Source organism: Kitasatospora sp. NPDC023176, from assembly GCF_055560495.1.
This window is the reverse complement of the sequence record NZ_JBVHIP010000005.1, coordinates 103,307-117,030: the sequence shown is the minus strand read 5'-3', so window position 1 is coordinate 117,030 and position 13,724 is coordinate 103,307. Positions and strand designations below refer to the sequence as shown.

General features: G+C 71.9%; 11 protein-coding genes and 1 pseudogene. 3 read left to right on the top strand and 9 right to left on the bottom strand.

Annotated elements, in window-relative coordinates:
- A partial coding sequence (locus ACZ3YL_RS10200; RefSeq protein WP_465656564.1) for a C40 family peptidase occupies nt 1-757 on the top strand: 757 nt, incomplete at its 5' end.
- A 58-nt stretch (nt 758-815) separates the two neighbouring features.
- On the opposite strand, the gene ACZ3YL_RS10195 is transcribed toward ACZ3YL_RS10200, so the two are convergent.
- A complete protein-coding gene (locus ACZ3YL_RS10195; protein ID WP_188304859.1) occupies nt 816-1,769 on the bottom strand; it encodes an aldo/keto reductase in 954 nt (317 codons plus the stop codon).
- Between the two features lie 153 nt (nt 1,770-1,922).
- On the opposite strand from ACZ3YL_RS10195, the gene ACZ3YL_RS10190 reads away from it, so the two are divergent.
- Nucleotides 1,923-2,123, top strand: a complete 201-nt coding sequence (locus ACZ3YL_RS10190; RefSeq protein ID WP_188304858.1) for a hypothetical protein — start codon at nt 1,923-1,925, stop codon at nt 2,121-2,123.
- 54 nt (nt 2,124-2,177) lie between these two features.
- On the opposite strand, the gene ACZ3YL_RS10185 is transcribed toward ACZ3YL_RS10190, so the two are convergent.
- The 8 genes and pseudogenes from ACZ3YL_RS10185 to ACZ3YL_RS10150 all read right to left on the bottom strand — a co-directional run bounded on the left by ACZ3YL_RS10185 (nt 2,178) and on the right by ACZ3YL_RS10150 (nt 12,408).
- Nucleotides 2,178-3,179 (bottom strand): endo alpha-1,4 polygalactosaminidase, encoded by a 1,002-nt coding sequence (locus ACZ3YL_RS10185; protein ID WP_317621054.1) that lies wholly within the window; start codon nt 3,177-3,179, stop codon nt 2,178-2,180.
- A 22-nt stretch (nt 3,180-3,201) separates the two neighbouring features.
- Nucleotides 3,202-3,897, bottom strand: coding sequence for a spherulation-specific family 4 protein (locus ACZ3YL_RS10180; protein ID WP_188304857.1), 696 nt, complete (start codon nt 3,895-3,897; stop codon nt 3,202-3,204).
- On the bottom strand, nt 3,894-4,811 hold the full coding sequence (locus tag ACZ3YL_RS10175; protein WP_188304856.1) for an NAD-dependent epimerase/dehydratase family protein: 918 nt from the start codon (nt 4,809-4,811) through the stop codon (nt 3,894-3,896). Before ACZ3YL_RS10175 ends, ACZ3YL_RS10180 begins: the two co-directional genes overlap by 4 nt.
- Nucleotides 4,812-4,933: 122 nt before the next feature.
- Nucleotides 4,934-5,635, bottom strand: a pseudogene (locus tag ACZ3YL_RS10170) (nucleotidyltransferase family protein); the annotation flags it as partial.
- A 73-nt stretch (nt 5,636-5,708) separates the two neighbouring features.
- Entirely contained in the window at nt 5,709-6,701 is a 993-nt protein-coding gene (locus ACZ3YL_RS10165; protein ID WP_188304854.1) for an SDR family NAD(P)-dependent oxidoreductase, read from the bottom strand.
- A gap of 80 nt (nt 6,702-6,781) precedes the next feature.
- On the bottom strand, nt 6,782-8,323 hold the full coding sequence (locus tag ACZ3YL_RS10160) for a hypothetical protein (protein WP_465656561.1): 1,542 nt from the start codon (nt 8,321-8,323) through the stop codon (nt 6,782-6,784).
- 150 nt (nt 8,324-8,473) lie between these two features.
- Entirely contained in the window at nt 8,474-9,988 is a 1,515-nt protein-coding gene (pelF, locus tag ACZ3YL_RS10155) for a GT4 family glycosyltransferase PelF (protein ID WP_188304852.1), read from the bottom strand.
- Between the two features lie 113 nt (nt 9,989-10,101).
- Entirely contained in the window at nt 10,102-12,408 is a 2,307-nt protein-coding gene (locus tag ACZ3YL_RS10150) for a hypothetical protein (protein WP_465656559.1), read from the bottom strand.
- 415 nt (nt 12,409-12,823) lie between these two features.
- Between ACZ3YL_RS10150 and ACZ3YL_RS10145 the strand changes: the two genes are divergently transcribed.
- Nucleotides 12,824-13,711: a tyrosine-protein phosphatase gene (locus ACZ3YL_RS10145; protein WP_465656557.1), complete on the top strand. Its 888-nt coding sequence runs from the start codon at nt 12,824-12,826 to the stop codon at nt 13,709-13,711.
- Nucleotides 13,712-13,724: the final 13 nt, after the last annotated feature.

Below are 13,724 nucleotides of genomic sequence, written 5' to 3'. Positions count from 1 at the left end.
CGCCGCGGCCGGAAAGCAGGGCTGGGACGGGTCGAAGTACTGGTTCAAGAACGGTGCCGGTGAGTGGCGCTGGACCAGCCACTACGACGTCTACGCCAGTCGCACCGGGAAGTCCGGCGGTTCCTCGGGCTCCTCCGGCGCATCCGGCTCATCCGGCTCCGGCACCGAGGCCGTCTCGAACGGCTCGGCCGCCTCCTGGGGCCCGCGCCAGGGCTGGGACGGGTCGAAGTACTGGTTCAAGAACGGTGCCGGTGAGTGGCGCTGGACCAGCCACTACGACGTCTACGTCAGCCGCACCGGGAAGTCCGGCGGTTCCTCGGGCTCCTCCGGCGGTTCGGACCAGGCCTCCGGCCGGCCGGACAGCCGCCCGTCCTCGGGCGACGCGTCGTCCACCGGGAGCACCGAGTCGGCCGTCGACTACGCGCTCGCCCAGCTGGGCAAGCCGTACGTCTGGGGCGGCAACGGCCCGTCCGGCTACGACTGCTCCGGGCTGGTCCAGCAGGCCTACCGGCGCAGCGGGATAAGCCTGCCGCGGGTGGCCGACGACCAGTACGCGGCCACCACACCGATCAGCGCGGGGCAGCTGCGCCGCGGTGACCTGGTGTTCTGGTCGGACAGCGGCCGGACCTCGGGGATCCACCACGTGGGGATCTACCTGGGCGGCGGCACGTTCGTGGAGGCGCCGCGGCCGGGCAAGACCGTCCGGATATCGACGCTCAACTCCGGCTACTACCCGACCCACTTCGGGCGGCCGTAGCCGGAGGGCGGCCCAGGGCCCCCGACAGCGGTGTGCTGTCGGGGGCCCCGGCACGGGCTCAGGCGGAGGCCGCGTCCAGCAGGGCGGTCTGCTCGGGGGTGAGCTTCAGCGTGACGCCGGCCAGCAGCGGGGGCAGCTGGTCGAGGGTGCGGGCGCTGGCGATCGGGGCGGCGACCGTCGGGCGGGCGGCGAGCCAGGCCAGGGCGACACTGGCGAGCGCGACGCCGTGCTCGGCGGCGACCGTGTCCAGCGCCTCCAGGACCTTGGGACCGCGCGGCTCCGCCAGGTAGCGGGCGGCGCCCTCGGCCCGGGCGCTGTCGACGCCCGCGCCGCCCGGGCGGTACTTGCCGGTCAGGAAGCCGGAGGCGAGCGCGTAGTAGGGCACGGTGGCCAGCCCGTGCTCGGCGACCAGGTCGGCCAGCGGGCCCTCGAAGGTGTCCCGGGACACCAGGTTGTAGTGCGGCTGGACCGCCACGTACTTGGCCAGGCCCTCGCGCTCGGCGAAGGACAGCGCCTCGGCGAGCCGCTCGGTGGAGATGTTGGAGGCGGCGACCGCCCGGACCTTGCCGGCGCGGACCAGCTCGTCCAGGGCCGTCACGAACTCCTCGACCGGGGTGTCGTCGTCCCGGTGGGTGTAGTACAGGTCGATGTGGTCCACACCGAGGCGGCGCAGCGACTCCTCGGCGCAGGCCTTGATGTTGGCCGCGCCCAGACCCTTCGCCTCGGGGTGCATGCCGGCCTTGGTGGCGATCACGATCCCGTCCCGGTTGCCCCGGCTGCGCAACCAGTTGCCGATCACCGTCTCGGACTCGCCGCCGGTGTTGCCGGGGGCCCAGGCGGAGTAGACGTCGGCGGTGTCGACGAAGTTGCCGCCGGCGGCGGCGTAGGCGTCCAGTACGGCGAAGGACTGCTGTTCGTCGGCCGTCCAGCCGAAGACGTTGCCGCCGAGGGAGAGCGGGTGGACGGACAGGTCGGAGGTGCCGAGGCGGACCCGGCTCTGGTTTCCGGTCATGACCGAAGTCAACCCGCTTGCGCGGCAGCGCATTCCGTCGGTCACACGGATTTCACGATCCGGTCGTGTCGCCGCCGCACGCGCGAGTGGTGGGTCGCCCGAGCAGGGGTCCGGGGTGTGCCTGAGGTGGGCGGATTCGTTAGAGTCCGTGCCATGGCTGACAACGACTACGACCCCGCCGGTAGCACCCAGATGTTCCGGGCGTTCGTCGACGAGACCCCGGCGCCCCAGGCGCCGGGCTCCGTCTCCACCTACGGCAGCAGCAACACACGCAGTCGCACCGGTGTGATCGCGCTGATCGCCGTCGTCGCCCTGGTGGTCCTGGGCGCCGTCGTCTGGCTGGCGGTCAAGTGACTCTCGCGCGGGTGGCCCTGGTGAGGGTCACCCGCGCGACGGGTGGCTCCGACCTCAGCAGGGCTTGCGCCAGGCGTTGAGGTCGAGCTTCTTCTGCATCGAACTGAAGCCCAGCGCCTTGGTCTTGGCGCAGAACTGGTCCGTGTCGAGCTTGTACTCGACGTGGAAGACCGCCTTGCCCGCCTTGATGAAGGGCGAGACCCGGTCGCACTCGTCGAACTGCGAGCACTCCTCGTTGACCGCGAAGTCGAAGTCCGGCTGCAGCGCGGGGATCTGGTCCAGGTCGTTCTTCAGGCCGATGGCCAGACCGCGTTCGTGGGCGAGCTGGGCCAGCATCCGGTTGTACGCCAGCTGGTCGTCCGGGGTCAGCGGGAAGCCGCTGTTCTGGTTGTAGGCCTCGATGGTGTCCGGTTCGATGGCGTCGAAGCCCTTGCTCCTGCACATGTCGAAGCGGGCCGCCATTAGTGGCCTCAGCTGGTCGAGCTTGCGGATGTCGAACCACTTCTCGCCCTTCCAGCCGGTGTCCGAGCCCTGGAGGGACTTGGCGAAGGCGGCGGCGTCGGGGCGGAAGTTCTCCCAGGAGCCGGCGTTGACGTAGCAGATCACCTTGCGGCCCTTGGCGTGCAGCGCGGCGACCACCGAGGCGTCGTTCTCGAAGCCGTCGATGTCGTAGACCGGCACGTCCACCGACTGGTCCACCGGGCCGCCGCCGAGCTGCCACTGCCAGGCCAGGCCCGGGGTGGGCTGCCAGCGGGCGCCGGCCGGCGGCGGCCCGGTGGTGCCGGGCGGGGTGGTGCCCGGCGGGGTGCCCGGGGCGGTGGTGCCGCTCGGGGTGCCCGGGGCCGAGGTGGTGCCGGGGGCGCTGGGCGTGCCGGGGTCGGTCGGCGGGGTGGTGCCGGGGGTGCTCGGCGCGGTGGCCGTGGGAGAGTCGCTCTGGTTGCCGTCGGCCGAGTCGTTGTCGTCCTCCGAGCCGGAGCTGCTGCACGAGCTGACCAGCAGGGCGGTGACGGTGGCGAGGGCCATGGCGGCGGGCAGCAGCCGGGTGCGGCGGTTCACGGTAGTCGAACTCCGGATCGGGTCAGGTCAGTTCAGCGGCGGTCAGGCCGTACGGGAGGGTGCGCCAGGGGTTGTCCCCGGCGCCGGGTACGGCGCAGCCGACGCCGGCTCGCCGGGCGGTGATCAGTGCGGAGGCGTCCTGGGCGGACTCGGCCGGGACGTCGTAGACCAGGTGGCAGAAGCGGGAGGCCGCGTGGCGGCCGGTCCACAGCGGCAGCGTCATCGAGCGGTACGCGTCCCAGTCGCCCTCGAAGGTGACCAGCAGGTCGGCCAGGCCGACTTCGGCGTACCCGGGGTCCGGGTGCTCGCCGTGGCCGAACACCACGATGCCGCAGCCGGCCGCCCGAGCGGCCGTCGCGAGGCGCCGGTAGTGCGCCAGCGCGCCCGGGTGGGTGGCGACCTGGTCGAGGTAGACGCCGGTGATGCCGTGTCGCTGACGGTACGTCAGGATATCGGCGACCACGGCCGCGTGGGGACGGCGGCCGTAGTCGGTGTCGGCGTACCCGACCAACGGCAGGCCGGCCGCCCGGAGTTCTTCGGCGGCCTCGGCGAAGACGTGGTCCGGAACCTCGCCCGGGCCGTCCGCGAGGTTGAGCACCACGGCGGCGATCCGGGCGGGGTCGGCGGCGGCGACCGCCCGCCAGGCCGCTGGGTCCACCGCGGGGTGGACGTACAGCGGCACCAGCAGGCGGCCGTCGGGGGTGGTCCCGGCGGTCATGCGACCACCGGGGTCGGGGCGGGCTCGGCGGTGCTGAGCCACAGGTCGCGCAGGGTGTCGGCGAGGCCGGTCTCCGGGTGCCAGCCGAGTGCCCGGGCGGCGGCCGACACGTCGGCCTGCTGCCAGGAGACCGCGGTGGAGCGCTCGGAGCCCACTCCGCTCTCGTCGATCCGGCCGGTGAAGCCGGACGCCGCGACCAGGCCGTCGGCGATCGCCCGGACCCGCTGGGCCCGCCCGGTCGCCAGGTTGAGCACCCGGGGGAGCGGGCCGTCGGCGGTGACGGCCAGGCCGATCGCCTTGGCGATGTCCCGGGCGTCCACGAAGTCCCGGAAGGCGGAGAGGTCCCCGACCGTGATCACGGCGTCGGCGCCCTCGGGCGCCGCCCGGCGCAGCTCGGCCGCCAGCCGGCCGGGCAGCGAGCCCGCCGGGGCGCCCGGACCGACCGGGTTGAACACCCGCAGCACCACCGCGTCCAGCGGCGAACCGGCCACCGCGAGGGAACCGGCCAGCTTGGTCGCGCCGTACACGCCGACCGGGCGGGCGTCGGCCTGCTCGGAGAGCGACTCGCCCTCGTCGCAGACGCCGTACTCGCCGGCCGAACCGATGTGCACCAGACGGGCCTTCGGGGCGCCCAGGGCGAGCGCCTCGCAGAGCACCGCCGGGCCGCGGGCGTTCACCTCGGCGAGCTTGACCGCGCTGCCGGCCACCGCCCCCGCGAAGTTGATCACCACGTCGGGAGCCAGCGCGGCCAGCTCCTCGCCGAGCGGGCCGACCTGGGCGGTGCCCAGGTCCAGCCGGAGGTCGTGGGTGGGTCGCCGGCCCGCGGACAGCAGGGTGGCCCCGGGCAGTGTCCGCAGGACGGTGACGGCGTGACGGCCCAGGAAGCCGTCGCCGCCGAGGAGCAGGATTCTCACGCGGCCCGTCCGTCGGTCTCGGCGCCCGCGGGGACGGGCTCCTCGGCCGTGTCGTCCGGGGCGGTACGGGCGGCCGGGACCGGCAGCTCCGTGACGCCCGGCGCGGCGGCCGATTCGAATGGCATCAGGACCGGGCGGATCGAGGAGAACTCGGCGTTCGCCCGGTCGTAGTCGTCGGGGCGGCCGATGTCCAGCCAGTAGCCGCCGAAGTCGTAGGCGGCCGGCGGGGTGTCGGCGGCCAGCAGGTCGAGCACCAGCTCGTCGAAGCCCAGCGGCAGGCCCGGGGTGTACTTGGCGAGCGCGGCGCGGGAGACGCCGTACACGCCCATCGAGACCCGGTAGTCGATGCTGGGCTTCTCCTGGAAGCCGGTGATGGTGCCGGAGTCGGTGGTCAGCACGCCGAAGTCGATCTTCACCTGGCGGGCGTAGGTGGCGATGGTCAGCGGGGCGCCGGACTGCTCGTGGTGCTTGAGCACCCCGGAGAAGTCCAGGTCGGTGAGGATGTCGCCGTTCATCACCAGGAAGTGCTCCGGCAGGCGGTCCTGCATGGTGAGCAGCGGGCCCATGGTGCCGAGCGGGCTGTCCTCGACGGCGTAGCCGACCCGCAGGCCCCACTGCGAGCCGTTGCCGACGTAGGCGCGGATGATGTGGCCGAGGTGGCCGATGGCCAGGGTGACGGTCTTGAAGCCCGCGGCGGCGAGCTGGCGCATCACGATCTCCAGGATCGCGTGCTGGTCGCCGATCGGGACGAGCGGCTTGGGGAGCGCGGTGGTGTACGGGCGGAGCCGGACGCCCTTACCGCCGGCCAGGATCACTGCATGCATGGTGTTTCCCCCACGGAAAAGGTGTGTAGGACACGAACCTTGGCTACCAGGACGATCATGATCGGTACGGCGGTCAGACGTTGTAGATGTCGGTCTTGTAGCGGGCCAGGTTGGCCGGGTCGCGGAAGAACTCGATGGTCTGCTCCAGACCCTGCTCCAGGCTGAACTGCGGGGCCCAGCCGGTGGCCTGGCGCAGCCGGGTGGCGTCCGCGACCAGGCGCATGACCTCGGAGTTGGTCGGACGGATGCGCTGCTCGTCCTCCTTCACCACCAGGTCCACGCCCATCAGCTTGCCGACCAGGGTGACCAGGTCGCCGACCGAGATCTCGCCGCCGGTGCCGGCGTTGAAGGTCCGGCCGACCACGTTCTCGGCGGCCGCGGTGCCCACCGTGCGGAAGGCGTTGGCGGTGTCCTTGACGAATGTGAAGTCGCGGGTCGGGCGCAGGTCGCCGAGGGTGATCTCGGTCTGGCCGGACGCGACCTGGGCGATCACGGTCGGGATGACGGCGCGCATCGACTGGCGCGGGCCGAAGGTGTTGAACGGGCGCAGGGTGACGACCGGGGTCTCGAAGCTGGCGTGGTAGCTGTCGGCCAGCCGGTCCCCGCCAGCCTTGGAGGCGGCGTACGGGGACTGGGTGTTGATCGGGTGGTCCTCGGTGATCGGCACGGTCTGCGCGGTGCCGTAGGTCTCGCTGGTGGAGGTGTGCACCAGGCGCGGGATCTCCAGGTGGCGCACCGCCTCCAGCACGTTCAGGGTGCCGGTGACGTTGGTGTCCACGTACGAGTGGGGGGCGCGGTAGGAGTACGGGATCGCGATCAGCGCGGCCAGGTGGTAGACCGCCTCGGTGCCCTTGACCAGGCCGTTGACCGAGCCCGGGTCCCGGACGTCGCCGAGGACGATCTCGACCGAGTCCAGCACCTCCGCGGACAGGGTCTCCAGCCAGCCGAAGGAGGAGAAGGAGTTGTACTGGACCATCGCGCGGACGTGGTGCCCGTCGGCGACCAGGGTCTCGACGAGGTGGGAGCCGATGAAGCCCTCGGCTCCGGTAACCGCGACGCTGCTCATGCGTATTCGCTTTCTCGATTTCGGGAGCAGCCGGACGTGTGGTCACGACCGGCCGATGGTGCCTCGGGAGAGGCGGATTCTCAGCGGTGTTGGGTGGTGCGGCCGAGCGCGGGCCCGGCGGTTGCGGTGAGGACGAGTGCGGCCGCCCCGCAGCCGATCAGCTGCAGGACGATCGGGTCCGCACCGGTCAGCAGCCCGACGCTCTCGGCGATCGCGGCGGCCAGACAGATGAGGGCGGTGCTCCAGCTGAACCCGAAGGCGTTCAGCAGCAGCGCCAGCCAGAGCGAGCCGCCCAGGAGCAGCATCGCGCCGAGCTGCGGCACGCCGAGCGACGGGGCGCCCGGCCACAGCACGGTCGCGGCGGCGTCCAGCGCGGCCACGGTGGTGAGGTAGATGAACAGGCAGCCGAGCAGGATCCCGCCGGTGCGGCGGGTGAACTGCCCGCTGGTGTGGCTGATGCGCAGTGCGGCCACGGCCATTGCCCGGTAGCGGAACAGCAGCCACTCGGCCAGGCCGAGACTGAGCGTCAGCGCGATCATGGCCGGGCCGGTCGGAGCCGTCTGGACGTGCGCGCCGTGGGCCGGGGTGTGCACCGCGTGCGAGGCGGCGTGCACGGCCTGGTGGATGGTCTCGCCGAGGCCGGCGATCAGCGTGAGCGCACCGCAGGCCAGCCCGAACAGCAGGTGCGGGACCTCCTGGCGGATCGGCAGCCTCAGCTTCACGCCGCCCCGTTCGCCGCCGCGGGCCGCGACCAGCAGCTCCCGGACGGCCAGGCCGACCGCCAGTGCCACCGAGGCGAGCAGCACCGCCGTACGGACCGGCTGCGGGACGTCGACCGCCAGTACCACGCCCGCGCCGACCGAGGCCGGGGCCAGCGCCAGCAGCAGGAACTTCTCCCGCCCGAGCACCAGCAGCGCGGTGGCCGCGGCCAGGTAGCAGGACTGGCCCGCGGCGAACCAGAGCGCGCCCAGCGGCCCGCCGATCACGTACGCGCAGCCGGAGGCCAGCAGCGCGCCGATCGGGGCGCCCACGGCCAGGCAGACCGCCGCGTCCCGACGGCGCAGCCGGCTCAGCCAGCGGTACGAGCGGTGCGCCAGCGCCTGGTTGAAGCCCCAGCTGACCAGCGTGGCGATGGACAGCGCGAGCATGCCCGAGGGCAGGCCGAATCGCATCCGGGCGGTCGCGAACAGGTTGGCGCCGAGCAGGTAGCCGAGGCCGGGCAGGGCGAACACCAGGCCGCGCACCACGCAGCGCCACGGGTCGGCCCGCCAGGGGTTGGCGAACTCGGAGCTCGGGCCGGGGTAGCGGCGCTCGACCTTCTCGAACAGCTCCTCGGCGACGGTGAACGCGTCGGGGCGGCCGTACAGCAGGGCCGCCTGCTCGTCGGAGAGGCCGTCCGACTCCAGGAAGGCCGCGATCTCGTACGGGTGGACGGCGTCGGCGCAGACGTCCTGCAGGCGCTCGGCGAGCTCGTCCAGCGGGTCGTCGGAGAGGTCGAGCTGCTCGGCGGGGTCGGGCTCGGTGGGCGGGGCGGGGCGGCGGCGCTTCAGCGGCAGGGTGCGCAGCTGCATCGTCCGCTCGGCGCCGCCCTCGTCCGGGACCAGCCTGATCGGGCCACTCATGCGCCCACCTCGCTGCGCTCGGCGGCCCCTTCGCGGTACGCGCGCCTGCTGATGGTTCTCTCGCTTCGCTCGTTCACGCGCCCACCTCGCTGCGCTCGGCGGCCCCTTCGCGGTACGCGCGCCTGCTGATGGTTCTCTCGCTTCGCTCGTTCACGCGCCCACCTCGCTGGGCTCGGGCCGGGCGGCGGTCAGCTGCTGGTCCCAGTCCGGGCTGGGGACCTCGTCGGTGACGGTGACCATCCCGCCGGGCATCCAGCGGGAGGTGCCCAGGAGTTCGGTGTAGATGCCCCGGAAGCCGTCGATGTTCTGGCGGAGCGTGAACTGTTCGATGACCCGCAGCCGGGCGCCTTCGCCGAGCCGGGCGCGCCGCGCGGGGTCGCGCAGCAGCTCGATCGCGGCGGCCGCCATCGGCTCGGGCTCGCGCGGCGGGACGACCAGTCCGGTGTCGCCGACGGCCTCGCGCACGCCGCCGACGTCGGTCGAGATGGTCGCGCGGCCGCAGGACATGGCCTCGATCAGGGTGAACGGGAAGCCCTCGCTGATGCTGGAGAGCATCACCACGTTGCCCGCCGCGTACGCGTCGGTGATGTCGGCGACGCGGCCTTCGAAGGCCACCGAGTCGGCCACGCCGAGCTCGGTGGCCAGGGCTATGCAGCCGTCCCGGTACGCCTCGCCGCCCTTGGGGGTGCCCCCGAAGAGCCGCAGCCGCGCCTCGGGGATCTCCTGGTGGACGATGGCGAAGGCCCGGATCAGCGTCTCCAGGTCCTTGATCGGGTCGACCCGGCCGGCCCAGCTGAGGGTCGGCGTCTCGGGCTCGGGCCCGGCGGGCGGGAAGGCGGCCGGGTCCACCCCGTTGTAGACGGTGCGGATGTGCGTGGACGGGGTGCCGCCGCGCTCCTCCCAACGCCGGTTGTACCGGTTGCCGGGGGTGACCAGGGCGGCCTGCCGGTAGCTCTCCTCGGCGAGCATCCGGTAGAAGCCGAGCAGCAGCGCCTTGACCGGCCAGCGGTACGGGCCGGTGCGGTAGCCGAGGTAGCGCTCGCGCAGGTAGATGCCGTGCTCGGTGAGCAGAAACGGTACGCCGAACTGCTGGGCGGCGATCAGCCCGGGCAGGGTGGCGAGGCCGCCGCTGGCCGCGTGGGCGACGCCGTCGGTCGGCGGGTCGACCGAGAGCGGCCGCAGCGCGTGCTCCAGCAGGTCGGTGGCGTTCAGCGCGTCGTGCATGGTGGGCCGGGAGACCGCTGTGGGCAGGTAGTCACGGGTCCACACGTGCTGGAGGGTGCGCAGGGCGCGCTCGCTGCGCAGCGCCGGGCTGAGCAGCCCGCGCCGGGCGAGGTCGGCGAAGCCGTACAGCTCGGTGCCGAAGTGGGTGGTGTAGACCGGGTCGAGGATGGAGTGCAGGAAGCGCTCGTACGCGTTGAGGAAGCGTCGCATCTCCTTGCCGCGCGGCGGCCGGGCCTCGGAGGCCGGGCCCCACAGCGGTGCGGTGGTGACCGACCGTACGTTGGCGGGCAGTTCCCAGGCCAGTGGTTCCTGGCCGGTTCCGGTGACGGCGATGATGTCGAAGTCGACGTCCGGCATGCCCTGAACGAGTTGGTCGCACCAGACGCTCACGCCGCCGTGCTGGTGCGGGTACGTCCCCTCGGTGAGCAGGGTGACGCGCATCTCCTGTCCCCCCTCCTGTTCTTGCGTCGTTGTCCGGACTGGGTGGCCGGCGCGGGACCCGTGGCGGGGTCGGACCGGGAGACCGGCCCGACCCCGCTACGAGGTGCTAAGGGTTACCGGTTGCCGGAGCGTCCGGTGGTGGCACCGTTGCCCTGGGGCTTGGCGCCCTGGACCACGTCCTTGCCGGGCACCGGGGTGCCGCTGCCGGGGACGAGGGACTGGGCGGGCTTGCGGGTGACGTCGCTCGGGCCCGCCGGGACGGGCGTGGCCACGCCCTGCGGCACGACCTTCTTGTCCGCCGGCGCCGGTGCCGGGACGGACTTGGCCGCCACGTTCGGCGCGACGGCGGCCGGGGCGGCCGGCGCGCTGCCGGAGGGGAGTTGCAGGGTGATGCCGCTCTGCAGGGCGCCCGGGGACGCCCAGCCCGAGAGCGTACCGGCGTAGGCCGAACCGAAGGCGGCCGTCCCGATGGCCATCTTCTGAGCAGTTCCGGTCGGCATGGTGGCCTGGACCTGAACACCGGCCGGCGCGCTGACGGTGACGGTGTTGCCGATCTTGTAGGCGGTGACCTGCCCGGCGGCGACGGCCTTGTTCCAGGCCGCGCGCTTCTGGAACTCCTGGCCGATCTCGCGCTCGCCGAGGTTCACGATCGGGGTGCTGTCGGCGAACAGCGAGCGGTAGTTGCCGAGGATCTTCTCCAGCACCGGGTACAGGATGCGGTCCTCGGAGAGGTTCGACTGGTGCACGAAGTGCGGCCGCGGGTCGTTGTTCAGCACGTGGCCGAGGTCGATCCGGGCCTCCAGCGGCACGATGTACGACTGGTAGCCGGTGGCGGTGTCCAGCGGCTGGGGCAGGCAGGTGGAGTTGGCGTTGTTCTCGCAGACGCCGCTGCCGCCGTTGGCCTTGCTGGTGTAGATCCAGTTGTACTCGTCGGCCTCCTCCTTCGCCGAACCGGCGTTGTAGAAGACGTTCATCGGGTACCGCGGCACCGTCAGCGTGGAGGAGCCGACGGCCCGCTGGCCGGGCTCGCGGGAGGCGTCGCTGCCGGTGAACTTGATGCCGTTGGCGGCCAGCGCCGGCGCCAGGTTCGGGTTGTCGCTGGTCTCCTGCGGGGCGGTGAGCAGACCGGAGTGCTCACCGGTGACGAGCGCCTGCGGGTCGGGCTTGAGGCCGTTGGCGGTGGCCCAGTCGAAGTTCTGCTTGATCTGGGTGGAGATGGTGTTCTGGTCGGTCCAGACGGTGTTGCCCGTCGCGTCCTTGGTGCACTTCCACGGCACCACGGTGACGTCCTGCACGCAGCCCAGGTAGGGGTGGGTGTAGGTGTGGTTGATCCAGCGGTAGCTGTTCTGGTCGGCGATCATCTGGCCGGCGGTCGGGTCCACCGTGGTCTGGTGGTCGGCCTTCCAGTCCTCGCTGCCGCCGCCGTTGAACACCATGTCCAGCGTGAAGTTGTTGGCGGTCTGCCACTGCTTGAGGTACTGCGCGTCGGCCGGCGTCATCCGGATCGGGTTGGCGGTGTCCGGGGTGCCGGGCGGGCAGGTGACGTCACCGGGGGTGCACTTGAGCACGGTGTCCCAGCGGTCGTCGGCCAGGAACACGTCGTCCACGTGGGTGGCGAAGTAGTTGCGGTCGTAGCCGAGGTGGACACCCTGGGTGATCCAGTCGACCATGCCGCGGGCCAGCAACCGGTACTGCTGCTGGTACTGGTTGTAGACGAAGGTGACTACCAGTTCCTTGCGGCCGTCGTGGGTGTACTCGCCGACCAGCGAACCGCGGTTGGTGGTGTTGGGTATCGCCGCGTCGACCAGCGGGACGAAGGAGGCACCGGACGGCAGGTTGGCGAGCGGGGTGGCCAGGTAGCCGTAGCTCTCACTGACGTTGGGGTCGTTGTCCTCGAACGGGACGCTGCCCTTGAGGTACCCGAAGGGACCCGAAGTGCCGGCCGTCGTGGTGGCCGCCTGGAATCCGTCGAGGGTTCCGACGAATCCCGGATTCTGGGCGTAGTTCAGACCCACGGCCGGGCTGGCCCAGGTGTACGCGTCGATCTGCCGGACGTTGAAAGCCGCCTCGTAGGTGGCGATCGCGGTCATCTCGGCGGCGCTGTTGGGGAAGGGGTTTTCGTTGGGCAGCACGATGCCCTGGTACTTGCCCCGGGGCAGTCCGTTCACCGTGTCGCTCAGGAAAGCGGAGTTGATGACGGGGCGGCTGGGGTCATTGAGGCTGACGACCTTGTACGGCGTGCCCTGGCTCTTGAGCTCGGCGGTGATCGCCGCGACGGACGGGCCCCCGTCGTCGATGACCAGGATGGTGAGGTCGATCCTGGGCGGCGTGGTGTCGCCGTGGGCCAGGGTGGTCTGCAGGCCGCTGGCCAGCAGAACTGCCGCTGCGCAGGCGGCAACTCTTCGGGTCGCTCGACCCATGTCTGATCCTCCCCTTGGGCCAGGCGCCGCGCTGTTTCGCGCTCGCCTGCCCGTGTAGCTGTTCGCGGGCAGCAGGCTGCCCGGCGCCCATCCTGGTCGAGGGTCGGCGGTGCGAGGGACCAATTGGGCGAGAGTGCAGCGAACCTGTTACCAACGTTCATGGTGAAGCCATGGAGGCGCTGATTGTGACCGTAACCGGACCGCCCGCGCAAATAATGAATTGAAAATGAAAAACCGGAAGCCGAGTGCTACACCTGGTTACCGACTGTGCGGCTCACACGGCTCTGGGGGGCACCTACACTGTCGTCGTTGCGCACGACACTCTTGCACATCTTGCCGCTCCAATGGGCAGGTTCATGCAATATCAGGCACCGCTGTGCCATGTGACAGTCCGAATATGCAATGGAGGCCTCTGGTGGCTGATCGTCAGATCGCATCCGAGCGAATCGGGAACGTACGGAATGCGCTCCCGGAACCGGACGGAACTGTCCTGGTCGGCCGTAGTCTGGGCCTGCGCGGAGCGGTCAACGCCCGGGATCTGGGCGGCTATCGGACGGTCGAGGGGGCCGCGGTCCGCCGTGGAGCGGCCCTGCGCAGTGATGGCCTGAACCATGTCACCGCCGAGGACCTCGGCCCGCTGGGCGCGCTCGGACTGCGCGCGGTGGTCGACCTGCGCGGCCCCGAGGAGGTCCGCGAGGCCGGTCCGGACCGGCTGCCGGACGGCGTTGCCGTCCATCATCTCCCGCTGCTGGCAACGGACTTCGACATCCACCTGACGCTGCGCGGAGCCCTCGCCGACCGCAGCCCGGACAAGCAGCGCGCCGTGCTCGGCGACGGCCGGGCGGCCGCCATGATGACCGGGCTCTACCGCTGGTTCGTCACCGACCCGGTGGCCCGCGAGCGCTTCGCCGCCCTGCTGCGGCTGCTCGCCGCCCCGGACGGCGTGCCGCTGCTGTTCCACTGCTCGGCGGGCAAGGACCGCACCGGCTGGGCGGCGGCGCTCGTGCTGACCGCACTGGGCGTGGACCGCGAGACGGTGCTCGCCGACTACCTGCTCACCAATGCGCGCTCCGCCGCGGTGGTCGAGCGGGTGCTGGCCGACTTCGGCGGCCGCGGCCTGATGCGCGAGCCCGAGCTCCTCCTGCCGGTCTTCCGGGCCGACCGCGGCTACCTGGACGCGGCCTTCGCGGAGGTCGAGGCCGGCTGGAGCGGCTTCGACGCGTTCTGGCGGGAGGGGCTCGGGCTGGACGCGGACGTGCTGGCCGGGCTGCGCGCCAACCTTCTAGAAGACGGCGGCAGTTGAGCCGGACGGTGGC